The following is a 25,438-nucleotide window of genomic DNA, read 5'->3' on the forward strand; positions in this document are numbered from 1 at the left end:
ACAATATGTCAGTAATAATTCCATAGAACGCACTTGGTTCTATATAGAGAGCCTTCCCGCATTCGAAAGTCCGTGTGTTCGCGGCTTCCAACGTAATCAATTGTAGAGTTGATCGCGTATAAATTGGGTCAAGGGGCGAGCCCCTTGCGGGTGGAGGGCTGAGCCCTTCCCCCTCGGAGAGTCGTCGAAGACATAAACAAAAACGCCAGAGGCGTTCTTTTTACTTCTCACTCCAAAGCACACGGTTGCCCTTAACTTTAAGGCGTCCGAGACGGAGTCCTTTAAAGTAGAGTCCGGTTTCCTTGCCTTTTGCTTTTACCTGCATGGACTGACCGGTAAGCAACCGTTCGATTGGTTCGGTTTCTTCAAGGTTGATGCCGTTGCCTTCTTCATATTCAGGCATGAGGGCGCGTAACCTTGGTGACGGACGTACTTCACCGCGGGCCATTTTGCCAATCGGGAAGCCTCTCCATCGGAAAGCCTCTGGAAAGTTATCGAGAGCATACTGCGGCAGGAAGAGAGCGGCTTCGCGAACATGCGCGAGTTCCCCTTCCGGAAGTAGTCCTGCTTCAACGCCCGGCATGCTGAGTGCTTTGCGAGGCATGATGTCAGCTTTAAGACCGGCTTCGAACTCTTGTGGTGCTTCAGCGTCTTCTGGTTTTGTGAAGGCGGCAATATAGAAACCTTGAGCGCCGGATTTTTCCGGATCAACGCGAAGTGTTCCTTCGCAGCCACCAAGGTAAGGTTCTTCGAAAGTAAAGCCTGCCGGTGGCGTAATAGGCTGGAGCTTGAAACCAACTTCATCTATTGCAAAGCGAACTTGTTCTTCGTTTTCCTGAACGTTAGTTGTACAGGTTGAGAAGACAACTTTTCCGCCGGGAGCAAGAAGTCGGAACGCTTCCTGAAGTAATTTGCGCTGAATGCCAATGAGCGGCTTAACTTTGTCGCCCTGCCAGAGCTTGAGGACATTCGGGTTTCGTTCTACGGTTCCCCATCCGCTGCAAGGTGGATCGAGCTGAATTTTTTTCCATCCGCCGGAAGGCAGTGGAAAGTTTTCACCGGGGTATGAGCAGGTGGCGGTATGGAGCAAGTTCATTGTAAAAAGATTTTGGCGCAGTGTAGCAAGGCGGTTTCTGCTGGGTTCGTTGCCCATAACAAAACCTGTCGGGCCTACTAATTGAGCCAGAAAACCTGTTTTACTGCCCGGGCTTGCACACATATCGAGTACAGCATCTCCAGCTTCAGGGTTCAACACAACCGGTGGCAGCATTGAAGATCTGTCCTGAATGTAAATGAGTCCGAAAAATGCAGCGAGACTTGAACCAAGAGGTTTTGGTTCTTTGGTAATTTTTCGGGACCATTCAGAAAACGGTTCTGGATCAAAGTCGTAGCCCTGCGCGCGCAAAAGCTCTTCTACAAGTGGTCGCTCTTCAGGTGTACAAACAAGCCTGAAAGAACGGGATGAGGTTGTTACTGTCACAAAGTCTCCTGCTCAATCCAATTTATTTTAAAATTCTGCTTGCCGCTCTACCTTATGGTTGCTTCATCGATCAAGTGATATTATGGATGGGAAGCTGACTAGGCGAAATGAGATTTTTTTGTTAAACGATTTACAAAATTTCATACAAAAAAGATTAGATATAGGCATTGTAGCAGTTTTTACAGGCTGCGATGTCCTTTTGGAAAAGCTTTGGCAAACCTTCTGTACGTTGCAATACAGATATGCTTTTCCGCGTAACCTTGCGACTAAGCTGGATAAATACGCTTATCCGGCAATCATTTTTTAAGGAGATCGTATGCAATCTGTTATGCGCACTGTAATTTTGGCAGTGCTTATGCTGATGTTAAGCATTTCTGTAGCGTTTGCAGAGGGGGCAAAAACTTTTGGTATTGTTCCATTTTCTGTGAACGGCCCTAAGACTTTTACCTATTTAGAGCGTGCGATTCCGCAAATGCTCAGCTCCCGTTTATTCTGGAAAGATAACTTTATCCCTGTTGATGCTATTGCTTTGGATGGCATTACTGCTCCTACGAGCAATGCAGAAGCACAGAAAGCTCTCGCAGATGCCGGCGTTGACTACCTTATATATGGTAGCGTGAACATTATTGGCGACCAGTCTTCTTTGGACGTTCGTGTTGCTGATAGAGACGGAACTGTTTGGCCACGCTCTGCTTCCAGTTCACTTAATGACATGATTCCTACCCTGCAGAACATTGCAGGTGCGATTAATACAGAAGTATTTGACCGTCCTGATGCACGCGCACAGGCTGTTGAACAGGCTAAGAACCGTGTTAATCAGATGAACCCTGCGATTACTGTTAACCAGACATCTGCAAATCAGGAAGTTTATCTGAACCCTCAGTTCCGTTACGCTGGTAGTAGCAATTCTGAAAACCGTCTGCGCTCAAACGCTTTGCGTTTTGCTGCACACGGCATGGTTGTAGCTGACTTGACTGGTAACAAGAAAAACGAAGTTGTGTTGATTGACAAACGCATCGTGCGCGTTTTCAACTTCGATAATAACACTCTTGTTCCTGTTGCAGAAGTAACACCATCCCGACGTTATGAGCTGTTAACAGTTCGTGCTAGCGATCTAGATCGTGATGGCGTGAAAGAACTTATCGTAAGTGCAATGGACAAGGATCAGTCTTCGCTGACATTCTTCTACGCTCTGAAGGACGGCAAGCTTGTAAAGTTTGCGCCTAGCATTAAAATGCTTGTAAACGTTCTGCCTCTTCCTCCGACTTACTTGCCAACTCTCATTGGCCAGAAAACTCGTAAGGGTGGCACTGTGCTTACACCGGGCGTACATGAGCTTGCATTCATCAACGGTGAAGTTGTTTCTACCCGACGTGTAGCTGTTCCTAAAAAAGCAAACCTGTACAACTTTGCATGGGTACCTGACGAAGAAGACGGCGATAAAGTGCTTGTTCTTCTTCCTGATAGCGAAAAAGTTGCTGTTTTTAACTCCAAGTTCAACCGCATTGTTTCTTCTCCTGTTGCGTACTCCGGTAGTACTGTCAGCATCGAGAATGACGACACAATGCCTGGCCTTGGTAAAGATAAGCTCCTTATTCCTTCCAAATACTACATTCCAATGCCGTTCGTTGTAGAAGATCTTGATCACAACGGAAAATACGAAGTTCTGGTTAACAAGCCTATTTCTGTTGCTGCTCAGTTCTTCGACCGCTACCGTTTCTTCCCTCAGGGTGAAATTCACTCTTTGCAGTGGGACGGTGTTGGCCTTGGCTTACAGTGGAAAACTCGTCGTATTAAAGGTGGCGTAATGGCTTACCAGATTGCCGACCTCGATAACGACGGTATCATGGACTTGGTTGTTGGTATTAACACCCACCCGGGTGCTACTGGCTTCGAAGCTCGTAAAACCATGGTTCTTGGTTACCCGCTTGATCTTGCTAAAACCGACGCTAATACTCCTGCTTCCAGCGATTTCTCGCAGGAACAGTAGAAAGCTTACTTAGCTTGTTATGTCCCCGTTGCTTCGGCAGCGGGGATTTTTTTTGGGATTTGCTTAGCCGATCCTTTCTTCACTTGTCTCTCCTTTTCTTCTGCTTACGGGCGTGACTAGTCCCCATCGTCACTGAACAACTAAGCTTTCAGAGGTTCTACATGTGACAATATTCATGATGATACCAACAGGCTGCGACATACTGAAACAGGCACCAGCAGGCACCGGCATGTAGCAACATGTAGCAGTCCGATCATATATAATGTTAAGCGCGAGTGAACGAGATCGCACAGAAGAGAACCTAAGTGTTATAGAGTGACTCAAATGAGACGAAAGTGACTAAAAAGAAAGTTAAGTAAACTAAAACAACTTTAAGTAAACTAAAGTTGTTTATTTTTGGGCAATTATCTGAGTTTTGCACAGCCTGTTCGTAAAATGTTCCTAACTATGTCAATAAGTCGTCCATGTAATTAGTTCGGGTAGAGTAAAAAACAGTCTTAAAATTAGACTGTTGTGAAAAGTAGTGATGCTATCGGGCTTAAAAAGTTTTGCACAGGGTGTCAGTAATTTGTTCCTAGAAATGTGCATAAGATTTTTTTAGGTATTTTTGCAAAAAAAGAGAGCTGCGCTCTTCTCTTGAAAAGCGCAGCTCTCTATTGTTTGTTTTCTTACTCATAAAAAAGAAAAGTGGTGGAGTTCTAAACTCCACCACTTTTTAGTTCAGAAAGGTAGTGAGGCATAAGCCGCAAAGTCGCATTAAAAACGTGCTGACCTCGCAAATAAAAGTTTTTGAAAGGGGTCTGGGGGAAACCTGTTACACTGTCGCTATTTGTAGTCTCTCATTCTTCGAGAACAACTACCGCTTTTTCAAAAAGTTTCAGCCCAGCCGCCGGAGGCTCGTCGAAGACCCGCCGGAAGCTATTACCCGTTCTAAACAGCCTCTTCCACTACAGCAGGTTTAACATTAGCACCGGTATCAACTGGCGCGCTGTTGTAGCAAACGCGGTCGTCGTATTCCATCTGCTTACCTTTGTTCCACTGTGAGATCGGACGGTAGTAGCCGACGATACGAGTGTATACTTCGGTATCCGCGTCACATGTAGGGCAGGTGAAATGTTCACCGGCGATGTACCCGTGATCTTTGCACACTGAGAATGTCGGTGTGATGGAGATGTACGGTAACTTTGTTTTGGTAAACGCCTTAACGATGAATTTTTTCAACGCTGCGTGGTCTGACACAGCTTCGCCGAGATATGTGTGGAATACAGTACCGCCGGTGAAAAGTGGTTGCAGCATATCCTGATGCTCAAGTGCTGAAAATACATCTTCTGTTGCGCCTACAGGCAGCGCAGTTGAGTTGGTGTAGTACGGAGTACCGTTACCTGATGCTGCGATGTCTGCGTATAGTTTTTTATCGAGGCGTGCGAGACGGTAGCTTGTACCCTCTGCAGGGGTTGCTTCGAGGTTGTAAAGGGTTCCTGTCTCTTCCTGGTAACCTGATGTCAGATCACGAAGATGATTCAGCACACGCTGCATGAGGCGAACTCCGCCCTCTGTCTCGATACCTTTACCAAGAAGGTTGAGGCATGCTTCGTGACCACCGATGATACCGATGGTGGAGAAGTGTGCTTTAAAACCATTCTTGAGGTAACGGGAAGACCAAGGGAACATGCCCCGATCAAGGTTTTCCTGAATGAATTTGCGTTTGAACTCTAAGGAGTCTTTAGCAAGCTCTGCGTATTCAGTAATAAGATCGAGGAAGTCCTCTTCGTTGTTCGCAAGGTATGCCAGTTTAGGCAGGTTGAGTGTTACAACGCCGATGGAACCTGTGAGGTCGCCTGCGCCGAAGAGGCCGCCGGTTTTTTTGCGTAACTCACGCAGATCCATTTGCAGACGGCAGCACATAGAACGAACATCTTCCGGATCAAGATCAGAGTTGATGAAGTTCTGGAAGTACGGAACACCGTACTTGGCTGTAAGCTGCATAAGTAAGTCACCGATTTCAGTTTCCCAAGGGAACTCTGTAGTGACGTTGTATGTCGGAATCGGGAACGAGAAGATACGGCCGTGATGATCGCCTTGAAGCATAACTTCGAGGAATGCTTTGTTGATCATAGCCATTTCTTCAACGTAGTCGCCGTATGTTGAATCCTGAAGAACACCGCCGATGATTACAGCTTCTTTCGCAATGTGTTTTGGAGGCACAATGTCAAGAGTGAGGTTGGTGAACGGACTTTGGCCGCCCCAACGTGACGTGGTGTTCAGGTTGAATATAAATTTCTGCATGGCCTGACGTACTTGCTTGTACGTAAGACCATCGTGTCTGATGAACGGTGCGAGGTAGGTGTCAACGTTGTTAAACGCCTGAGCACCAGCCCATTCATTTTGAAGCGTACCGAGGAAGTTAACCATTTGACCGAGCACAGCGTCAAAATGGTGAGCAGGTCCAGCGCTTGAACGACCTTCAAGGTTGAAGCCTTCGAGCAGGAGATCTCTGAGACTCCAGCCTGCGCAGTACCCTGCAAGGCCGAAAGAAAGATCGTGTATGTGGAAGTAACCGTGCTCATGTGAAAGCCGTACTTCTTCCGGATATTTCTCCAGTGCATATCTGGCTTGCAATGTTCCGGAAAGGTGCAGCATGAGCCCTTGGAATGAGTGGGTCATGTTTGCGTTTTCGTTTACACGCCAGTCTGCTTTATCCAGATAGGTATTGATGGTCTCTTTGATGTCCAGATACGCGGCTTTATGCTCGCGTAACTGTCTGCGTTGTTCACGGTAGATAATGAACCGTTTTGCAACGTGGTACAGGCGAGACTCCATTAAAACTTTCTCAATGGTGTCCTGTACCAATTCCTGTGGCGCGATTTCTTGCGCTCCGAGTTTTAGCTCAACTTTTCGGGCAAGTCTCTTTGAAAGAAGCGGATCTTTAATTCCGCTAGCTTTAAGTGCCTTGAGGATTGCATATGCAATTCGCTCAAGCGACCATGTCTCCAGACACTCGTCGCGCTTCAGAATCTGTTTCGGCATGCTCTCTCCTTGGGGGAACGTATTCCTGATGCTTAAGCGTAAAGCCTTCCGGTAGGTAGCTCTCAGCTTCCTGAATGTCTTCATCTGTCAGCACAGGCACTTTAGTAATGCGGAACAGGAACTTGTCAGGATACTGTTTTGCTAATTCGAAAACCTGAGAGAGGTTTTCTTCTGCTTCTGCTGGGGATGTCGTACCACCGGTAAGCACAGGATATTTCTGGTAAGGGCCTTTAACATCTACCGCAAAAAGCCTAACGAGATCTTCGTCAAGCAGTTGTTTCAATACGTCCGGACGCATGCCGTTACTGTCCATTTTGACAGGCATGCCAAGCTTGCCAAGATCTTTAATAAGATCAGCAAGTCCCGGTGTAATGGTTGCTTCCCCCCCAGTGATAACGACACCGTCAATCCAGCGTGCGCGTTTGGTCAGGTATGACTCAATTGCGTCTTGCGGAATGACATCCATTGTGTCGCTATGCCAAGCGAGATTAAAGTTGTGGCAAGTCGGACAGTGCATATTGCAGCCACCTAAAAAGATAACGCTTGCATTCATACCAGGCCAATCGCAAAGACTGACCCGTTCAAAACCAAAAACACGTGACCAAGCAGTAGCCATACTTTAATCCTCAAATGTGTGTGTCATGATATGTGAAGGCGTTGCCACATATCTTTTAACTAATTAAAATAACAGGAATAATTCGACTAAGTGAGCGTTGTAGATTACTCAGTCGCAAGAAGTAAATAATACTCATTCTGACAGTTTTTTAGCAATAGACTTTTTTTCGATCAGGCTATTGTATCGATTAGAAGTGAGACATCTCAACAGGTTTGCTTGCAAAAAAAAAGTAATAACGATGTGTCAAAATCAGACAAGAGGCTGTGGAAATGGTGTGCAAAAACAGCGTGAAACATTGTATCATGCCGTGAAACCATTGCGAATAGCTGAGTTAATGCTGTGTAATAAAAAACGCTCACATACAAATGTGAGCGTTTTTCATGTAAATTTGTGCTAGTAGCTTGTAATGCTTACGCAATTAGCCAAAGCAGAACTCAATGGTGAATTCACCATGAGCAGTGGAAAATGGAACAGCGATAACCGGGCTGGAAGTCACATGGCTGATTGTGTGATTGTCACCCATAATGACAGATGGTGTTGACCCATCAAATTTATAGCCCATGTCTGCAAGACCGGCTCGTGCCTGCCCTGAGATCATATTGCAAATTTCGCCAACAGCATCTTTTGTGTCAGAAATAATATCCTGCACATCATCACCGAGCATTGCGCGAACAAGAGCAACAGCGCATTTTTTTGTGAAGGTTACAGAAATACTTCCGCGTTTTTCTCCAGTAATGCCGATAATCGCAGATACATCGCCGCATGCAATGTTGTCTTTTTTTACAAACGGTGCACTTGGAACAGGGGTGATACCAGCCATTGTGGTAAGTACGTTGTTTGTTGCGCTAATAAAAGGTTTAGCAAAAGTAACGTCAGAATTCATAGCAGCTCCTATGGCAGTACCGCGGTACATAAATGAGTTTTTTGAGTTGAAGGCGCCACAAAAGACTCATTACGTGTCGATAACTTCTTCTTTTTCAAAAAAGTACATAAAAAAATTATATTCGTAACAGTAACGTCTGTGGGATGGCTCTATCCACCAAAGGTAGAAAAATGTGATAGTTACAACGTTAGGCCGTTCTACAGGAGAAGCCGTTTGCGGTAAAGCAAAAGGTATTAAGAGATGTTAATACGCCGATAATGTTTCATATCTCGTCGTTTATATTCAATGCGCAATAAAAAAGCACTGTCTTTGTAAAGACAGTGCTTTTGTGTCTTGAAAAACGAGCTATTCTTCGTACATGATACAGTTAACTGGACAGGTGTCGATTGATTCATCAACACAATCGTCTGTACAGTCTTCGTTTAGTACAATTGCTTTGTCACCATCCGCGTTCATTTCAAAGGCAGCAGGACAAAGCTCTACACAGGATTCACAGCCGATACATTCTTCTTCATCAATGCGTAACTTTTTAGCCATATCAATCTCCAGTTAAGAGTTTTTTGTTGAGGATACTTTTGTGAATAGCACGCTTTGGTCTTCGAACAATGATATTTGACTTTCAGTATTATTCTACTATCGTGACTTTGTATTCAAAAAAATGTTGTAAGGTGACTGTATGAAAGATGATTCCAAAGCTGCAAAAGAACATATTGCCCGAGCTAAAGCTTATTTCCAGCGACATGATGTCCTGCGAGCAACTGCCTCTGTCATTGCGTCACTGAGGCTCGTTCTTGCAGGAAAGGTTACCGGAGTTGATAGGATCACGGTGGACTCTGCACTTAAAGAAGTGCTGCACAACATGAATAGAGTAACCGAAATTAAAAAAAGATTTCCTCGCGGTATCATGTACGCGAAAGGGCATGAGAAATTGGTTCACGACAGTCTCGTGAAGCTGTTTCTTGAATTAAAGAAAGCTGAGGAATCAGAATCCTATAAACAGCAGCTTAATCGCAAGATGACACTTGATAAGGCGTTAAATCGGGGAAGAAGATATCTTTCCGGTGGCAAGCTGCAAGATGCAACAGAGGCGTTTGAAGAAGCAAAAGCGTTGTATGTTGATGAACATAGCATGTTTCGCATGATCGGCGAGTGGTGTCTGGCATGTAAACAGCCTAAAATGGCTGTAAGATATTTAAAAAAAGCAGTTTCCGTTGATCCTGATACCAGGAAGGCAAAACGAATTCTGCTTGATGCTGTTGTTGGTACTGGGGATAAAGTCGGCGCTGCCAAATTAAAGGCGCAGTTGCAGGGCGATTACTCTTAGTAACCATAAGCTATGTAGCTATAAAGCGTATTGCACTTGCAATGCGCTTTTTTTGTATCTTCAGGGAGTGCGAGAGCACCCCCTGAAACTATGTGAACTTAGAAGTCCAGCAAAGCTGCAACACGTGCAGGATCAAGCGCATGGCCTGTCTGACCTGAAGGCTGCTGACCATTTTCGAGGGCTGACATGGTATTGCCGTAGGCAATGTTTGCCGTTTCGGTTTCAGTACGAGTCGGCATTGCTGCTGCCTGTACAGGTGCAGCTGCGGTTGCCTGCTGTTCCTGAACTTTCTGGTTGGTTGCACTCATCAGGTTGCCAAGCTTGAATGAAAAGGCATCTTGTCCGACACCATTGATAGGTGGCATATGTATTCTCCTGCGGTAAAAATTTCTGCTTACAGAATATTAAGCAAAAAACGCGCCGAGTTAAGAAACATAAAGACAGGATCGTTTATAAATCTTTTTTCATGTAGATTGACCTCAAAGAATGCTTCAAAAGTAGAAATAAAAATCCAAAATCGAAGCATAGATAGACTAATGTCGGATTTAGGATTTGTTGAAACAGCACCGATGTGTGTGAACTTAACAAAAAGAAGGGGATGAGTAGAAATTTACTCATCCCCTTTCGTTATAGGTGGTGATTCAGAAAATTGACACTAACCAAGCAAGGCACCGCCTCGGTCTCCCCCGTGCGTGTTATGCGTCTGCTTTCAATTTTTCAATTACACTGTTGAGATTTTCAGCCTGTGCAACAAGCTGTTCTGTGTTGGCGGCAGAACTATCAACAAGTGTGCTGTTGTCGCGGGCAATTGAATCAATTTCTTCCACGCTTCGAGTAATCTCTTCCGACGCTGCTGACTGCTGCTCTGCTGCCGTTGCAATTGAGCGTACCTGTTCAGCTGCAGAATCCGCAGCAAGTACAATCTCGCTGAGCACTTCGCCGGATTTGCTGGATAAGCTTTGTACGTTTTCAAACGCTTCAAGAGTCTCATCCATGCCGTGTGCGTTGAGCTTGGCGAGATCCTGAATTGTTTTGATATTCTTACTTACTTCATGAGTTGCATTCATGGTTTTTTCAGCAAGTTTGCGAACTTCGTCCGCAACAACCGCAAAACCTCGTCCAGCATCACCGGCTCGTGCTGCTTCAATAGCGGCGTTGAGCGCCAGCAGGTTGGTTTGATCCGCAATGTCGTTAATGACATTGATGATGTCACCAATGGATTCAGACTGGGCATCAAGTGTCGCCATATTACCTTTAAGCTCTTCGCTGCGTGCATGCAGCTGTGTGATTGCTGCAACGGATTCTGTTACTGCATCAGCCCCCTGCTGTGCCATAACGCGGGAACGTTCGGTTTCAGAAGCAGCCTCACTTGCGTTACGGGCAACTTCCAGAACGGTGGCGTTCATTTCTTCCATTGCTGTTGCAGCATCACCGATACGGGTCATCTGGGAACTTGTGCCTTGCTGAATATTTGAGTTCTGATCGAAAAGTGACCCCATTTCACTGTTCATGCTTCGTACCAAGCCTTCAAGAGTGGATGCAGCCGTAAGGATACCTTCCTTAGTGGCGATTTCAGCTTGTGCCATAGCGTCTTCAGCCTGTTGAGCAGCTTGGCGGGCAATTTGGGTCTGGTTCTGTGCTTCAGCCTCTTTCTTTTCCATCTCTTTTTTGTCGTGCTTAAATGTATCCACCATCTGCGTTAAAGAGCGCTGAAGGCTGGTCACTTCGTCTTGCCCGTCAACAGAGATAGGAACATCCAGATTACCGGAAGCTACTTCCTGTGCTGCCTCTGTCGCCAAAGAGAGAGGGCGGAGGATACTGCGTGAAATCATAATGCATAATGGAATGATCACAGCGAAAATGGCGCAGAAGAGGATAATTCTATCGAGGAATGCTTTATCAACCATGGAAGTGATTGTGTTGCTGATTTCCTCGCCTTCTACTGCAATATTGTCGATGTAAACGCCTGTCGCGATAACATAGTCTGTGTTGCCGATGTGCGTGCCGTAGCTGATTTTAGGCTGTTTTCCCATTCCCGGCTTATCGAAAATGTACTCAACAAAGCCCCCCCCTTCTTGTGCTTTGGCTACGAGTTCCTTGTTGAACATTACCCCGTTGGAATCTTGAAAATTGATTACGGATTCCCCAACTCTCTGAGGATTCGGCGGAAATACTACAAATTTTCCATCTTGAAGAATGAAGAAATATCCTGAGTTGTCATCTTCGTGCCGAAGGTCGTTAATTGCATATTGCAAAGCAGTTTGCTGTTCGGCTTTAGGCATTCCATCAATTTTCTTCGCTAATAAGAATGCTAAACTGTCCACTGCAAGCTTGATGGACTCCTGACGTCCTTCAAACATCTCTTCTTTTGCCGTCGACACGGAATAGTCTCGTATGTGTTGCGTCGTCATATAGAAAAGGAAAAATGCCCCGACAATGCACAACATATTTATGAGCAGTAATGAAAAAATTCTGTGCTGAATGGTAAACCTGCGTAACATAAACCCCTCCATGGTACGCGCCGTTTACAACGGCCTGTAAAAAATTATTGTCACGTGCTGAATTGCACAAATCTCATTATCGCTAATAGTAACTGTAACTATTACCGTTGATGTCTTTCTGTTCTTATCTTTTTAAAAGGTCAATAAGATTTTAAAATTAAAGGTAAAAATAAATAATACATTAGTTATTGAGACTAACACTTCACCCATAAAGTGTGGACTTCTCTGGTCGTGGAACCAAGAAAATGGACATAAAAAAACGCCGCTTCTTTCGAAGCGGCGTGTATGATTTTTAGCTATATTGATGTGTTAGAATTGCGATGTTGCAATAAGCAGCCAACCTGTAGCAATTATGACGGTACCGGCAATAATTGAAAATGATGTGTGGAGTACGGCAACAGCAGTGGAACTCTTACCTGCAACGTGCATAAGCATTTTTCGAGAATGAATACTGGCAATGCCAAAAAGTGACGTTGTAATTCCCATCCCCATAGTAAAGAACACAGCGCCAAGAAGGCCAGTAGTGAGCAAGTTTAGGCTTAGTGCAAAGGAAAGCAAAAGCGCAACTCCAGGACATGGTACAAGGCCGGAAATAATGGAAACAGTGATGATTCCTTTATTGTCGGCTTCTTTTTTTATGCTGTTATCTTTACGATACCGCGAAACTGCTTCGTACAGTGCGTGCAGCAGTATGAAAATACCCAGTCCGATTATGAGATAGTAGCTTGTCATCTTCAGTGGTTCACTGGCGGATGAAAGCGCACGGCTCCCCTTGAGATTTAGCAGAAAATACGCACCAAGGACGACTACAACAGCGGAAAGTGTATGCACCGCTGTGAGTAGATGTCCCATGAGGACGCCTTTAAGCAACGTTCCTTTTCTGCCCAGAAAGTAGGAAAAGACAATGGATTTGCCGTGTCCCGGCCCTAGCGCGTGAATTATTCCATAGAGGAAAGAGAACAATAAAAAAGACCAGAAGGCTTGCCCGTTCGGGTTCTTTTTAATTTCACGACCCAGAGTTGTCATTTTTGAGCGCAAGGCGCGCTGGGCAAGGTTTACGTTGCGAAGCATTTTTGAATATTGCAGCGCAAAGAATCCTGCCTTGTGTTGTTGCAGTTCTGTTTGCTCAACGGTTGTTTTGCTTGCACTATGCTTACCCGTAAATGGACTGGCGTGAGCCGCAGTTATCATTAGGAGCAATAGTAGTGTTGCGAGAAAAAGTTTTTGCATGACTAAAACTCAAACGTAACGGCTGTAGGGATGATTTGTCCCTGAAAAAAAGCAAGTTCAGGTGCTTCATCAATAGTAAGCTGTAGATCTTTTTTTCCATCAACAGCAACGGCCTCTAGGGCAGTATAAAAATCTGAGTAGTAAGACGGGTCAAAAATTGCGATTTGCATCTTTTGCGCTGAATCTTTTTTTGTAACGGAAAACGGAATGTTCATTTTGTACTTCAGTGTTCCTTTTTCAAAGATCGCGACAAAGTTGGTGATCTTTTTTAGCGAAACTCTTTCACCGTTAAGCATTATGTGAACAAAAAAACTGTGTTCTGCAAGATAGCTTTCAATATCTGGACGCTGTTTGTTCCATTCAGCCTGAGTCAACGCACCATCAGCGTTTGTGTCTAGATCAATCAAAAACAGATCGCTGGACATATCGTCGAATGTCCAAACAACATCAATCGATTTCAGATTGCTGTTTTCAAAGTGCAAATTCAATGAGCTGTCGATAAATACATGCGGGTGTGCCTTTGCGACGCGTGGGGTAAATACCATGCTGCAAAGACAAAGGATTAGAAGCAAGGATAAGGCAGTTCTCATATCATGACCATTTGTAAAAATGTGGATTTGCGCTGTAACGGGGCAATATATGGGGTTCTTAGCCGATATTTAGGCATATTCTCATTCGTATACCAATGAGATGGATTGAAAAAAAGCATTTTCTAGTTGACATTGAAAATCGTTTTCAATTAAACAAGGGGTAACGAAGAGGCCGGAATACATTTTGGAGGCGTTATGTGCGCAACGTTAATAGGCGGAATGGACAGACTTAGACGTGATTATATCAACACAGCAAAAAGTCAGGGTGTGAAATTGAAGGTGTTTACTGGAAAGGAGAACTCCATAGCTGGTAAAATGGGAACCCCTGATATGGTTATCCTGTTTACCAATAAAGTTTCACATGCCGCCCGCCGGGAAGTTGTACAATACGCAAAATCTAAAGATATTCCGATTCATATGGCTCATTCCTGCGGTGTTTCCACGCTTAAGCAGGTTTTACGATAAAAGGGGAATTACAATGTGTGCTGCAAGAGAAATTGGTGCGTTGAGCAAAGCAGGTATGGCAGCTATGGCTGATGGTAATTACATGAATGCAGAATTTATGATGCATCAGGCTATTCGCAGAGCAGAACAGCTCGGGGTAGATACCTACACAGCAAAGCTTAAAAATAATTTTGGTATTATTCTGAATTTGCAAGGCAAAACGAATGAAGCCGCCGGTTATTTTGATGAAGCACTCACAACAATTACCAGAACAATCGGAACCGAGAATAAACTCTACCGTGTTATTGAAGCAAACTTGCATGATGCACGTGTAGGACAGGCTTAAGTACATTCATCGAGACAAACTTGCACAACCTAACGATTTTTTTAGACACAACTCTCGTCTCGGTGTACAATATTTACAAAAGGGAATGCCGAAAGGTCATGGATTAACCTTTATCCTCCTCACAGACATATGATATATGGAAAAAGTTCGAAAAGACGATAGCTAAATGCTATCGTCTTTTTGTTTATTTAAACGGCTATTCTTCTCGCAGGTCACGCTTCATAAGTTCGCGCCATGCGACGTGCGGATTTTTTCCATCGTGGATAATGGCATGCATGGTCGCGGTGATAGGAAGTTCAACGTTAAGGCGCTGGGCAAGCCTGTGCACCGCAGTTGTTGTCTTTACCCCTTCAGCGACCTGATGCATTTCGTCGAGGATCTGATCCATGGTTTTGCCTTGGCCGAGCTTGAGCCCGACTTGTCTGTTTCGAGACAGGTCGCCAGTGCAGGTTAATACGAGATCTCCCATTCCAGAGAGCCCCATAAATGTTTCTGCCTTCGCACCCATGACAACGCCGAGGCGTGACATTTCTGCAAGACCGCGGGTGATGAGCGCAGCGCGTGCGTTTGCGCCGAACCGTAATCCGTCGGACATGCCTGCGGCGATGGCGATAACGTTTTTGAATGCCCCGCCAAGCTCAACACCGAGCACATCTGTTGATGAGTATGCACGGAAATTTTCATTGGAAAACATTTCGCGTAACTCTTTGCCACATTGATGATTGCAGCAACCTAAGACAACTGCTGTCGGCATACCGCGCACAACTTCTGCTGCGAATGAAGGGCCGGAAAGCATGGCGAAAATCGGATTTTTATGTCCGAGTTCTTCTGTCACAACTTCAGACACGGTTTTGCCGGTATCCAATTCCAGCCCCTTATTGGAGCATATTATTGTAGTGCCATCATCGATGAGCGGTTCAAACTTTTTCAACGTGCTGCGAAATACCTGACACGGTACAGAGAAAAGAATGTGGCGCGCACCTGTGAGTGCGGTCTGTGCGTTGGTTGTTGCAGTAATATTCTCGTGGAGCGGCACATTCGGTAAGTATTTAGCGTTTTCCCGTGTGCTGTTAATGGCTTCAGCCTGCTTATCGTCACGCACGAGTAACGGTACTGTATATCCCTTGTCGGCAAGCAGTTGAGCGAGGGCTGTTCCCCAGCTGCCACCACCGATTACGGTAACGTTCATGTAGGACTCCAGAAAATCAATCTAGATGTAATGTTGAGAAAGTTTTAATGACAAAATGTATACGGTTACATTTTGTTTCAGACATCATGTATCTTATCGTTTGCTAAGCCACAAGGCTAGTTTTTATGAGTAGCCGCTTTTTCAGAAGGGTTCCATGATGTCTGTGAGGCGACAGAAAAAGCAGCAGGCATATAGTATGTTCCCCGCGAGGCGTTTTATGGGAAAAATTGCTGATGAGACGTGCTTTGGGAATAGTAAAAATAATAAACAGTGTTGTATTTACTGCATGTTGTGTGTGCTGTCCGAAAGAATGATTAGCAGTTGCAACGCGCGGTGCTAACAGGTATCAACACTTGGTGAAATAAAAAAGGAATGTGAGGATGACCATGGCGAAAACCGAGTTTACGGAAATCGAAAAAAAGATTTTGCATATTGTGCAAGCCAATCTTCCAGATAGCGCTACTCCATACGCAGATATTGCAAAAGAAGTGGGCACAGACGAAGAAACTGTTCTTAATCTGCTGCAGCTTATGAAAGACGAAGGCACAATCCGCCGTTTTGGTGCGAGCTTAAAGCACCAGAAAGCAGGGTTTAATCATAATGCAATGGTTGCATGGATAGTAGACGAAGACATCATTGATGGAATCGGTAAAATTGCTGCCAAGCATACACTTATTTCCCATTGCTACCACCGTCCGACCACTCATCCTGAGTGGAAGTACAATCTTTTTACGATGATTCATGGTCGTCACGAAGATGAGTACATGGAAGTTGTTGAAGAGCTTCGCAATGCGACTGAGCTGGACGAATTCGCCGTGCTCACGTCTTTGAAAGAGCTCAAAAAAACATCCATGACATATTTTTAGATTTTTCAGCATAAAACCCGCGTTATTCGCGTGGTTTTGGCTTCTATTTTATACCACCCAAGAGGGAGAACCGTATGGAACGCTCCAGTGAATTATACGCACGCGCAAAAGACCTTATGCCCGGTGGCGTAAACAGCCCGATCCGTGCTTGTCTTAGCGTTGAATGTGAGCCGCTTTTCATTAAAAAAGGTGAAGGCGCAACTCTTACCACAGAAGACGGCAAGACCTACATCGATTTCGTTGAAGGTTGGGGTCCAATGCTGCTTGGTCACGCTCATCCGGACGTAACCAAAGCAATTCAGGAATCCGCTGCAAACGGCTGTTGTTTCGGTGCACCTTACGCTGGTGAGGTTGAACTTGCTCAGATGATCGTTGACGCGATGCCAGGTGTAGACATGGTTCGTATGGTTAGCTCCGGTACTGAAGCTACCATGACAGCCTTACGTCTTGCTCGCGGTTACACAGGTCGTGACAAGTTCGTTAAATTTATTGGTAACTACCACGGTCACGGTGATCCGTTCCTCGCAGCAGCAGGCTCCGGTTTTGCTGATCTTGCAATTCCAGGTACACCGGGTGTTCCTGCCGGTACCGTTCAGGATACCTTGCTTGTTCCTTTCAACGATCTTGAAGCAGTTCGTAAGCAGTTTGAAGCAAACGGCGACGAAATTTCCTGCATCATCGTTGAACCAACGGCTGGTAACATGGGTGTTATCCCTCCAGCAGAAGGTTTCCTCCAAGGTCTTCGTGACGTATGTGACCAGTATGGCGCATTGCTTATCTTCGACGAAGTAATCACCGGTTTCCGTCTCTCTTACGGTGGCGCTCAGAAACGTTTTGGCGTTACTCCTGACCTCACCACTCTCGGTAAAATTATCGGCGGCGGTATGCCAGTAGGCGCATACGGCGGCAAGCGTGAGATCATGGACCGCGTAGCACCAACCGGTAACATTTTCCAGGCAGGCACTAACTCCGGTAACCCGGTTGTTATGGCAGCTGGTATTGCTACCCTGAAAGTGCTTCAGAATGCAGATTACGATGCACTCGAAGCCCGCGTTGCAGCGTTCGCTAAAGAATTGCACGCAATCCTCGCTTCCAAAGGTGTAGACGTAACTTACAACACCATTGCATCCATGTTCACCATGTTCTTCACGAACGAAAAAGTGACACACTTTGAGCATTCCAAAGCTTGTAATGCAAAAATGTACGCTTCTTTCTACCAGCAGATGCGCGCTCAGGGCATTTACCTTGCTTCCCTCGGTCTTGAGGCTGCAATGGTTTCCTTCGCGCATACTGACGAACAGCTCGAGAAAGCTCTCGAAGCTGCTCGTAACGTGAAGTTTTAGCTTTAATATTGCCTGCGGCGCTTGTTGAGTTTTGATGCCTCCGGCGGGCAAAGGGCCAGCCCCTTGCATCCCCGCGAGAGGAACTTCCTCTCGACTGCGTTGACGTTCAGGTGAGTTATTGACCGTAAACAATGGTCAACAGTTCCAAGCTAAAAATTAGGTTACTAACAATTACAGACGCTGCTGCGTCGTGTTACGTCTGAACAAAAAGGGCTTTGTTAGTACGTTCGAGTATATTACGAAGGGTGGAGTGTTCGTCGCTCCACCCTTTGTTGTGATAAGGTAGCGACGATGAAGCCGCGTGAGAGCATAAGCAACGTACGTGGGTCGCAATAAAAATCGCGGTCAAGGGGGCGTCCCCCTTGCGGGTGCAGGGCAGAGCCCTTGCCCGTCGGAGACCTGCCAGAGGCGTTAGTTCTCCTCACTCCGAAGGCGAACAAACATTCACTGCAAAGGCATAACAACGCTATGAACAACCTAGCCATATACGCAGTCACCCCACAGGGCGTGACGCTTGCTCGCACCATTGCTGACGCGTTTGGTGGCAGTGTTTTTGTACCGATGCGAATGGTCGATGCTGATTCGAATACGCAAGAGATAGGCTTTGAAAGCCTGCGGACATGTGTTGCCGAGGGCTTCAGTGACTTTTCTGCGCATGTTTTCATCACGGCTGCGGGCATTGCTGTTCGTGCTATTGCACCACATCTGGTGAGTAAGGACGTTGATCCTGCCGTTGTTGTGATGGATCAGAACGGGCGGCACATTGTGAGTTTGCTTTCCGGTCACTTGGGCGGCGCAAATGATCTGGCTACGGTTGTGGCGCAGCTTGTTGGTGGTGTTGCGGTTATCACCACGGCTACTGATACGGAAAAGCTGCCATCACTCGATCTGGTTGCTGTTGAGGCTGGCTGCACCATTCATAATATTGGTGCAGTAAAGCACGTTAACGGCGCTTTGCTTGCGGGTGAAAAGGTTGTTCTTGATGATCCAGCGGATGTGCTTGGCTTGAAGCACGGCGCGTTTGAAAAATATTTTTTGGCAGCAGAACTGGTGCCGTTTTCGGAAGAAGACGCTCCAAGTGTCGTTGTTTCATGGCGTAGTGCAGAATTGCTTGAGCCGGAAGAAAAAACGTTGCTGCTGCATCCTAAAGTGCTGTGCGTAGGCATTGGTTCTAAGCGTGGTGTTCCCAAGGATGCTGTTCTCGGACTTATTCAGGATACGTTTCAGAAACGGGATCTGGCGCTTGAGAGTATCGCGTATTTGGCTTCGGTTGATGCCAAGGCGGATGAAGAGGGCATTATTGAAGCTGCTGAAGAGCTTGGTGTGCCTTTTGTGTCGTTCGCAGCAGATGTTCTTGATGGCGTGGATGTTCCAAATCCTTCCGATGCACCCAAGCGGGCTGTAGGTACTAAGAGTGTCGCAGAAGCCGCTGCGCTTCATTGCGCTTCGCTGAAGCATGGTGCGCGGTTGGTTGTAGAAAAAGAAAAGGGTGACGGCGTAACTTGCGCTGTCGCGTTGGAGATATAATGGGTTCCTCTTTGAAAGTAGTCGGGCTTGGTCCCGGCGATAGTGCTTTGCTGACGCCACAGGCACAGAAGGCAATTGAAGATGCTGACGTCATTGTCGGATACACTTTGTACGTTGATCTGGTTCCGGATACGTTGAAAGAAGGCAAAGAGCTTGTTTCAACAGGAATGATGGGCGAAATGGCTCGCTGTGAAAAAGCGATTGAAATTGCTTTGAGTGGCAAGGATACTGTTGTAGTCTGTTCCGGTGATCCAGGGATTTATGCAATGTCCGGCCTGATTTACGAATTGGCGGAAGAGCATCTTGATACGCTTGAGATCGAAGTTGTGGCGGGGATTCCGGCATTGTCTGCGGCCTCTGCCTTGCTTGGTGCACCACTCATGCACGACTTTGCTGTGATCAGCCTTTCTGACTTGCTGACAGAATGGGAACTTATTGAGAAACGCTTGAAAGCTGCCGCTGAGGCAGATTTTGTGATAGTCTTATATAATCCGAAATCCAAACGCAGAAACTGGCAAATTGGTAAAGCGCTTGAGATTGTAGGAACCGTGCGGAGTGCTGATACTCCGGTGGGTTTGGTGAAGTCTGCCTATCGTAAGGAACAGGAAACTATAGTGTTTTCTTTACGTTCCTTTGACACCGACCAAGTAGATATGCTTTCTACAATAATAATAGGCAATTCTACGACACGAATGATAGGTGAAAACATCGTAACTCCCCGTGGTTACCTGAAAAAGTACCGTAACTAACAATTTGGAAAACGCTATGTTACATCGCTACCTTATTCCTTCCGTTCCATTGATTATTTCACTTTTCTTTGCAGCTATCTGTATAGCTGCGGCTCAAGAAGCGCCGCAGGAGCCAGTTGTAATCGGGGTTCCTGCCGGAGCAAAGATCAAGAAGCCGAAGGTAGCGTTTCAGCATGCTAAGCATGCAGCGTTACAGTGCGAAGCGTGTCACCACATGCTGAAGGAAAATCCAGAAGTCTACTCTTGTTCATCTAAAGGCTGCCATGATCTTGGCAACCCGACTTCATCCAAAGAACGTAAATCAATTCGTTATTTCCGAAACGCATTCCATATGAATAGTAAAGCCAGCTGTAACGGCTGTCATAAGTCCCTTAAGAAAGAGGGCAAGCCTGCAGGACCAACTTCTTGTAAGGGGTGCCATACTGTAAAATAATGCAGTTTGGTTTGAGCAGGCAAACAGTACACATTATATACCGTCAAGTTGCTGCATATACCCTGTTTTCAGGGAATATCATGTGATTACTACTGAGTAGGTCGCGTTTGCTTGACAGTGTAATAGAGGTACAATATAGCCTAATGTGAAAATCATAACATGCCTTGTGAAGGAGGTTGTACTGTCATGAAAAGAGTAATGGTACTCGCTATGGCCGCAATACTTTGTGTTGCTTTTGCCATGGTTGCTTATGCTGTTGATGCCCCATCTGAACCAGTTAAGATGGACGCAACCAAGAAGCCGGTTATGTTTAACCACGCTACCCACACTGACTACAAATGTGGTGAATGTCACCATCCTGTAGATGGTAAAGAAAACTACAAAAAGTGTGCTACAGCAGGCTGCCACTCTGCTGCTAAAGCAGACAAAAGAAAAGCTGGTTCTTACTACAAAATTGTTCATAACAAAAAAGTTGGTAAATCCGGTATTGCAACCTGTGTTTCTTGTCACAAAAAAGTTGCTGGCAAAGACAAAGCTAAGAAAAAAGCTCTCACTGGTTGTAAAAAATCTAAATGTCACTCTTAGAGGACATTTTTTGATGATGAGCGTAAAGACCGCCTAACGGCGGTCTTTTTTTGTGGAGCATAGGCAGAAACAGTGATATTCCGCGCTGTACCTAATGAAACACACGTGCAGACCGATGAGATATGAGGTGCGTATGCCATGCAACGATGTATGTTGTTGCACTAATCTGCTCAGGGATACCTATACAAAAGCTGTAGTGTTCACTTTACTGCACGATAATGACATTTGTGTGTGTTAGATACTGTTTAGTATCGTAAGAAGAATGCAGCAAAAAATATCATGCATATAACGAAGCGCATGAAAACGTAAAAATAGGGTGATTCGCTGCTTTCCATAATGTCAGTAGCGCCATCGTACCTTGCTTTATGCAGTAATGTATGGTTAATTTCCTAAAATACTGTATGTTTTGATATGTTCATTTGCATACATCAATGCACGATAAATTTGTGTTCAAAACTGCCTAACCGAATATGAAGGTGTGTCATGTCCGATAATACAAAGAATGGAATTATCGATCTAACAGAAATCGTAGAGATGGGGACTCCGCCTGATCCGGCGCCCGCGCAAAGCATCCCTACCAGCCCAGCAGGCACTGTTGATTTTGAAAGCGAACTGGAAGACCTTTTCAGTAGCACCGATTTTTCAGAGTTCACGGACTCTACCGATTCTAGCCCGCAGCCCGCAGCGTCCGCGGATGCAGATATTTTTCCAGACACACCGACAACTACGCCAGCAGTTGAAGATATTTTGGCAGACTTAGCGCCGGAGGTGGCGGCTTCACCCCCTGTGCAGGATGTAGCTGCTGAAGCTGCTCCGTCTTTTGAGTCTGATTTAGACGCTTTACTTGATTCCGCTGATTCGAAGGATTCTTCGGTCGGGTTTGATGCTGACTTTGAAGATCTGTTGAGTGAATTTTCAGATTCTCCGGCTTCTTCAACGGCTCCTGCATATCAACCGGATTTTGAAGAAGATTTATCCTCAATGTCTTTGAGCTCTGCTGATCCTGAGCCTGTTGTCGCAGAACCTGCTCCGCAGCCTCAGGCAGTGGCTCCGGAACCAGTGCACGCAACAGAATCTAATATTGCAGATGTGAACGCTGCGGATGTTGACGACTTGTTTGCAGATTTGGACTTTGAATTAGGCGAGGCTCCGGCCGCACCAGTTGCAGAGGCTAAACCGGCACCGGTAGAGGCTCCACCTGTTGCTCCGGCAGAACAAGACGCTTTTGCAGAGGATGACCTTTTTGCAGGGTTTGATTTTGAACTGGACCCGATGGAATCTGCGCCGATAGAAGCCCCTGCATCACAGGCTGCTTCTTTTACGGCTGAAGAACCACAGGCTGGCGCAGACGATGATCTGTTTGCTGATTTGGGTTTAGAGTTTGATCTGGATGAATTGGACGCAAAGCCTGCGGCAGCTCCCCAATCTCAAAGTTCACAGGCAAAAATGCCTCAGGCGCAAGCTCCTGTGGCGGAACCGGCTCCTGCACCTGCGACAGAATCTAACATTGCGGATGTTAATGCTTCGGATGTTGACGATTTGTTTTCAGACTTGGACTTTGAGCTTGGTGAAATGCCGGGTGAATCTGTATCAGACAATGTATCAGCCAGTGCACCGGCAAATACACCGGAGCCAGTAGCGCCCCCAGTTGCAGCTGCAAGTCCATCTTCTGTTGATAGCACCTCGTTAGATGATCCATTTGATGTGGACGATATTTTAAGTGAGTTCAGTGATGATGTAACCCCACAGCCGACTTCGGCAGATTCGGCTACTGCGGGAGATTTTGATCTTGCTGATCTCGATGAATTACTCAGAGTTGATGATGAGCCTGCACAAGCACCACGTACGGACTTAACGCCTGCTGATGGCACCACTCTTGATTCTGAAGAAGTTGAGATGGACGACATTGGCTTCTTGTTGAGTGAGTTCGACGAGAATGGCGGCACGCAGGCTGCTGCATCAGCGCCAGAGCCACAGCCGGAACCGGTGTTTGAGCCGGAAGCGCCTGTTGCTCCGGAGTTTGCATTTGAACCGGATGCACCCGTAGAACCAGTTGTTTCTGAAGTGGCAGAGCCTGCCGCTCCAGTTGATGGTTCTATGTTTGATGCAGAAATTGATGCGCTTCTTGATGATTTGGAAATGGCATCTGTTGAACCAACTGCACCAATTTCGCAGGAGCCACCGGCACCTGTTACTGAGCCAATTGTGGAGTCTGTTGCTGAACCAGTAATGGAGCCTGCAGCACCACAATTCGCACAGCCTGATGATAGCCTGTTTGATGCAATTTCTGATGACACAGCATTGTCTGCTGAACCGGAAAGCCTTGGCGCATCGGAAGATGATCTCGATTTAGATGCATTTCTAGATAACGATCAGGTGAATGGTGAAGTTGCTCCAGAATTTGCGACTCCAGAAGTGGACGCTGCATTAGATGCAGAAGACGATCTCGGTGCAGAAATTGATGCTTTGCTTAACGAGGTTCCGCAGGAAGTTCCAGTTGCTCCTGAAGTTCAGGCAGTTACCAAAGAGGTATCTGAGGAGCAGAAAGCTGCTTCTCCGCTTGGTTCTGCTGATGAATTTGAGTCCATTCTTGATGAACTCGATTCTCTTCTTGATGAGCAGGAAGCACTTGAGCCAGCTATGGAAGCAGCACCAGTCGATCCTGTTGATGAGTTGCTTGCTACACCGGTTGAAGACGTTCTTCAGGACGATGCAGGGTTTGATTTCGACTCAGAACCTGAGCTTGATTTTGATCCTGAACCAATGGTTGAGATGGTGCCGGAACCTGTAATGGAAGCTGCTCCTGTTGAGCCTCCTGCTCCAGAGTTAGCACCAGAGCCAGTGGCTGCTGAACCTGTGTTTGAAGAAGCAGCAACCGTTGAACCAGATCTAGAGATGGAACTTGGGCAGCTGACAGAGCCGACTTCATTAGAAGAAGACTTAGACTCAACACTTGATAGAATTTTAGGCGATGAACCTCTTTCCATGGAAGATGTTGCTGAAGAAGCTTCACAGCAAGCTTCAGAGCAGGCCGTAGAACCGGCAGCGTTCACGCATGATGATATTGATGCCTTATTGGCTGATTCTGAGATTTCAGAAGAGCCAGTAATGGAAGTACAAGCGCCGGAAGATGTAATACCGGAAGATTCAATTCTGGAAGACCCAGCAGTTGAAGAACCAGTCTTCGAGGCAGCGATGCCAGAAGAGGTACTTACGGAAGAGTTGATTGCTGAAGAAGTTCAGCCTGAAGCTCCGGCGTTTGAAGAACCGACATTTATGGAAGAAGCTCCGGTAGTGGAAGAACCAATGTTCGACGCGCCAGAAGCCATGGAATCAACAGAACTTGAGCAAGAAATGTTTGCTCAGGAGACTGCTGTTGAGCCAGAACTTCCAGTAGAGCCTGCTATTGAAGATATGATGGCAGCGTCTGATGTCGAGGGTTTCGAGGATGTCGCGGATATCGCGACAGAGCCTGTTGTTGACTTTGCTGCGGAGCAGGTTGTTCAGCAGGAAGAATCACAGGATTCTCTTGAAGAACCGAACTCCGTTTCTGAGGCAATGGATGCCATGGAAGATGACATTCCATTGGTTGACCTTGAGCAGGAAGCAATGGCAGAGCTTGAATCTCTTACTGAGGTTCAGCCTGAATCTTTTGATGCACCGGAAGAATTACTCGATGCTGTCGACATGACGGAAGAGGGTTTTGATGCTGCACTGAACATGGATGACATTAATGAGAACGCCTCTCCTGTGCCGCCTAATGCGAGCATAGAAGATCTCATGAGAGAATCCTCAGTGGATACGCCTGAATTCTCCGATGCTTCAATGGAAATGCTGGATACTATGCCGGCAGTTAGCTCAGCTATCCAGAGTGATGCTGCGTACGATGTTCCGCCTGTTCCGGCTATGACTCCGGAAGAGTTCGCAGAACTTACAGAACGTATCTACTATCTGGAAAGCACATTACAGAATGTTATTGCTATGCAGGAATCTTTTGTTGCTCCAGAGCCACAGGCTGTGGAGAAAAAGGTACTTGTGAAAGCAATCGACGAGGCTTTCAATATGGATGGTCCATTAATGGCGCGTGTCCTGAGCGCTGTTGAAGTTCGGACAGAAACTCTGATTGAATCTATGGGCACCCGCATTGAAAGCCAGATAAAAGGGGCGATTGAACAGACTGCGGCGAAGTCCGCAGCACAAGTTATCCGTGAAGAACTTCAAGCCTTACTGGCAGAAGACTTCACTTAGGTAACAAAGCTGTAACGTGATTGTAACACGATTGTAACAATTGCCTAGTTGTTAATACGTACTACAA

At 46.1% G+C, this 25,438-nt stretch carries 21 protein-coding genes; 11 read left to right on the top strand and 10 right to left on the bottom strand.

The window, feature by feature from the left end; all coding sequences use genetic code 11:
* Positions 1–220: 220 nt before the first annotated feature.
* Positions 221–1,480, bottom strand: a complete 1,260-nt coding sequence (locus ACZ5V1_RS15350) for an NOL1/NOP2/SUN domain family protein (protein WP_464389579.1) — start codon at positions 1,478–1,480, stop codon at positions 221–223.
* Positions 1,481–1,796: 316 nt separating this feature from the next.
* Between ACZ5V1_RS15350 and ACZ5V1_RS15355 the strand changes: the two genes are divergently transcribed.
* On the top strand, positions 1,797–3,470 hold the full coding sequence (locus ACZ5V1_RS15355) for an FG-GAP repeat domain-containing protein (protein WP_464389580.1): 1,674 nt from the start codon (positions 1,797–1,799) through the stop codon (positions 3,468–3,470).
* A 930-nt stretch (positions 3,471–4,400) separates the two neighbouring features.
* Here the strand turns inward: ACZ5V1_RS15355 and ACZ5V1_RS15360 are convergent.
* The 4 genes from ACZ5V1_RS15360 to ACZ5V1_RS15375 all read right to left on the bottom strand — a co-directional run bounded on the left by ACZ5V1_RS15360 (position 4,401) and on the right by ACZ5V1_RS15375 (position 8,533).
* Positions 4,401–6,497: a ribonucleoside triphosphate reductase gene (locus ACZ5V1_RS15360; protein WP_464389581.1), complete on the bottom strand. Its 2,097-nt coding sequence runs from the start codon at positions 6,495–6,497 to the stop codon at positions 4,401–4,403.
* Complete coding sequence (locus tag ACZ5V1_RS15365) at positions 6,445–7,113, bottom strand: anaerobic ribonucleoside-triphosphate reductase activating protein (protein ID WP_464389582.1); 669 nt, start codon at positions 7,111–7,113, stop codon at positions 6,445–6,447. The genes ACZ5V1_RS15360 and ACZ5V1_RS15365 overlap by 53 nt, the downstream gene beginning before the upstream one ends.
* Positions 7,114–7,531: 418 nt before the next feature.
* Complete coding sequence (locus tag ACZ5V1_RS15370; RefSeq protein WP_464389583.1) at positions 7,532–7,996, bottom strand: chemotaxis protein CheX; 465 nt, start codon at positions 7,994–7,996, stop codon at positions 7,532–7,534.
* A 345-nt stretch (positions 7,997–8,341) separates the two neighbouring features.
* Positions 8,342–8,533 carry a ferredoxin gene (locus ACZ5V1_RS15375; RefSeq protein WP_464389584.1) on the bottom strand — a complete coding sequence of 64 codons (192 nt, stop codon included), beginning with the start codon at positions 8,531–8,533 and terminating at the stop codon, positions 8,342–8,344.
* Positions 8,534–8,672: 139 nt separating this feature from the next.
* Between ACZ5V1_RS15375 and ACZ5V1_RS15380 the strand changes: the two genes are divergently transcribed.
* Positions 8,673–9,320 carry a tetratricopeptide repeat protein gene (locus tag ACZ5V1_RS15380; protein ID WP_464389585.1) on the top strand — a complete coding sequence of 216 codons (648 nt, stop codon included), beginning with the start codon at positions 8,673–8,675 and terminating at the stop codon, positions 9,318–9,320.
* A 98-nt stretch (positions 9,321–9,418) separates the two neighbouring features.
* Here the strand turns inward: ACZ5V1_RS15380 and ACZ5V1_RS15385 are convergent, their stop codons facing one another.
* The 4 genes from ACZ5V1_RS15385 to ACZ5V1_RS15400 all read right to left on the bottom strand — a co-directional run bounded on the left by ACZ5V1_RS15385 (position 9,419) and on the right by ACZ5V1_RS15400 (position 13,641).
* A complete protein-coding gene (locus ACZ5V1_RS15385) occupies positions 9,419–9,685 on the bottom strand; it encodes a hypothetical protein (protein WP_464389586.1) in 267 nt (88 codons plus the stop codon).
* A 330-nt stretch (positions 9,686–10,015) separates the two neighbouring features.
* Positions 10,016–11,821 carry a methyl-accepting chemotaxis protein gene (locus tag ACZ5V1_RS15390; RefSeq protein WP_464389587.1) on the bottom strand — a complete coding sequence of 602 codons (1,806 nt, stop codon included), beginning with the start codon at positions 11,819–11,821 and terminating at the stop codon, positions 10,016–10,018.
* Between the two features lie 309 nt (positions 11,822–12,130).
* Positions 12,131–13,051 carry a nickel/cobalt transporter gene (locus tag ACZ5V1_RS15395; protein ID WP_464389588.1) on the bottom strand — a complete coding sequence of 307 codons (921 nt, stop codon included), beginning with the start codon at positions 13,049–13,051 and terminating at the stop codon, positions 12,131–12,133.
* A 2-nt stretch (positions 13,052–13,053) separates the two neighbouring features.
* Complete coding sequence (locus ACZ5V1_RS15400; protein WP_464389589.1) at positions 13,054–13,641, bottom strand: DUF1007 family protein; 588 nt, start codon at positions 13,639–13,641, stop codon at positions 13,054–13,056.
* 195 nt (positions 13,642–13,836) lie between these two features.
* Between ACZ5V1_RS15400 and ACZ5V1_RS15405 the strand changes: the two genes are divergently transcribed.
* Complete coding sequence (locus ACZ5V1_RS15405) at positions 13,837–14,106, top strand: DUF2325 domain-containing protein (RefSeq protein WP_464389590.1); 270 nt, start codon at positions 13,837–13,839, stop codon at positions 14,104–14,106.
* A 13-nt stretch (positions 14,107–14,119) separates the two neighbouring features.
* Positions 14,120–14,431, top strand: coding sequence for a tetratricopeptide repeat protein (locus ACZ5V1_RS15410; RefSeq protein ID WP_464389591.1), 312 nt, complete (start codon positions 14,120–14,122; stop codon positions 14,429–14,431).
* Positions 14,432–14,627: 196 nt separating this feature from the next.
* Here the strand turns inward: ACZ5V1_RS15410 and ACZ5V1_RS15415 are convergent, their stop codons facing one another.
* The gene (locus tag ACZ5V1_RS15415) at positions 14,628–15,620 is read right to left on the bottom strand and encodes an NAD(P)H-dependent glycerol-3-phosphate dehydrogenase (RefSeq protein ID WP_464389592.1); all 993 of its coding nucleotides are present in this window, start codon (positions 15,618–15,620) and stop codon (positions 14,628–14,630) included.
* A 386-nt stretch (positions 15,621–16,006) separates the two neighbouring features.
* Between ACZ5V1_RS15415 and ahbB the strand changes: the two genes are divergently transcribed.
* The 7 genes from ahbB (at position 16,007) to ACZ5V1_RS15450 (ending at position 25,371) form a co-directional block, all read left to right on the top strand.
* Positions 16,007–16,486, top strand: a complete 480-nt coding sequence (ahbB, locus tag ACZ5V1_RS15420) for a siroheme decarboxylase subunit beta (protein WP_464389593.1) — start codon at positions 16,007–16,009, stop codon at positions 16,484–16,486.
* A gap of 74 nt (positions 16,487–16,560) precedes the next feature.
* A complete protein-coding gene (gene hemL / locus ACZ5V1_RS15425; RefSeq protein WP_464389594.1) occupies positions 16,561–17,829 on the top strand; it encodes a glutamate-1-semialdehyde 2,1-aminomutase in 1,269 nt (422 codons plus the stop codon).
* Between the two features lie 384 nt (positions 17,830–18,213).
* On the top strand, positions 18,214–19,356 hold the full coding sequence (locus tag ACZ5V1_RS15430; RefSeq protein ID WP_464389595.1) for a cobalt-precorrin 5A hydrolase: 1,143 nt from the start codon (positions 18,214–18,216) through the stop codon (positions 19,354–19,356).
* On the top strand, positions 19,356–20,105 hold the full coding sequence (cobJ, locus tag ACZ5V1_RS15435; protein ID WP_464389596.1) for a precorrin-3B C(17)-methyltransferase: 750 nt from the start codon (positions 19,356–19,358) through the stop codon (positions 20,103–20,105). Before ACZ5V1_RS15430 ends, cobJ begins: the two co-directional genes overlap by 1 nt.
* Positions 20,106–20,121: 16 nt before the next feature.
* Positions 20,122–20,538, top strand: a complete 417-nt coding sequence (locus ACZ5V1_RS15440; RefSeq protein WP_464389597.1) for a cytochrome c3 family protein — start codon at positions 20,122–20,124, stop codon at positions 20,536–20,538.
* A gap of 186 nt (positions 20,539–20,724) precedes the next feature.
* Positions 20,725–21,123, top strand: coding sequence for a cytochrome c3 family protein (locus ACZ5V1_RS15445; protein WP_160712979.1), 399 nt, complete (start codon positions 20,725–20,727; stop codon positions 21,121–21,123).
* Between the two features lie 483 nt (positions 21,124–21,606).
* Positions 21,607–25,371, top strand: coding sequence for a hypothetical protein (locus ACZ5V1_RS15450; protein ID WP_464389598.1), 3,765 nt, complete (start codon positions 21,607–21,609; stop codon positions 25,369–25,371).
* Positions 25,372–25,438 lie beyond the last annotated feature (67 nt).

This window comes from Halodesulfovibrio oceani subsp. galateae (assembly GCF_055397225.1).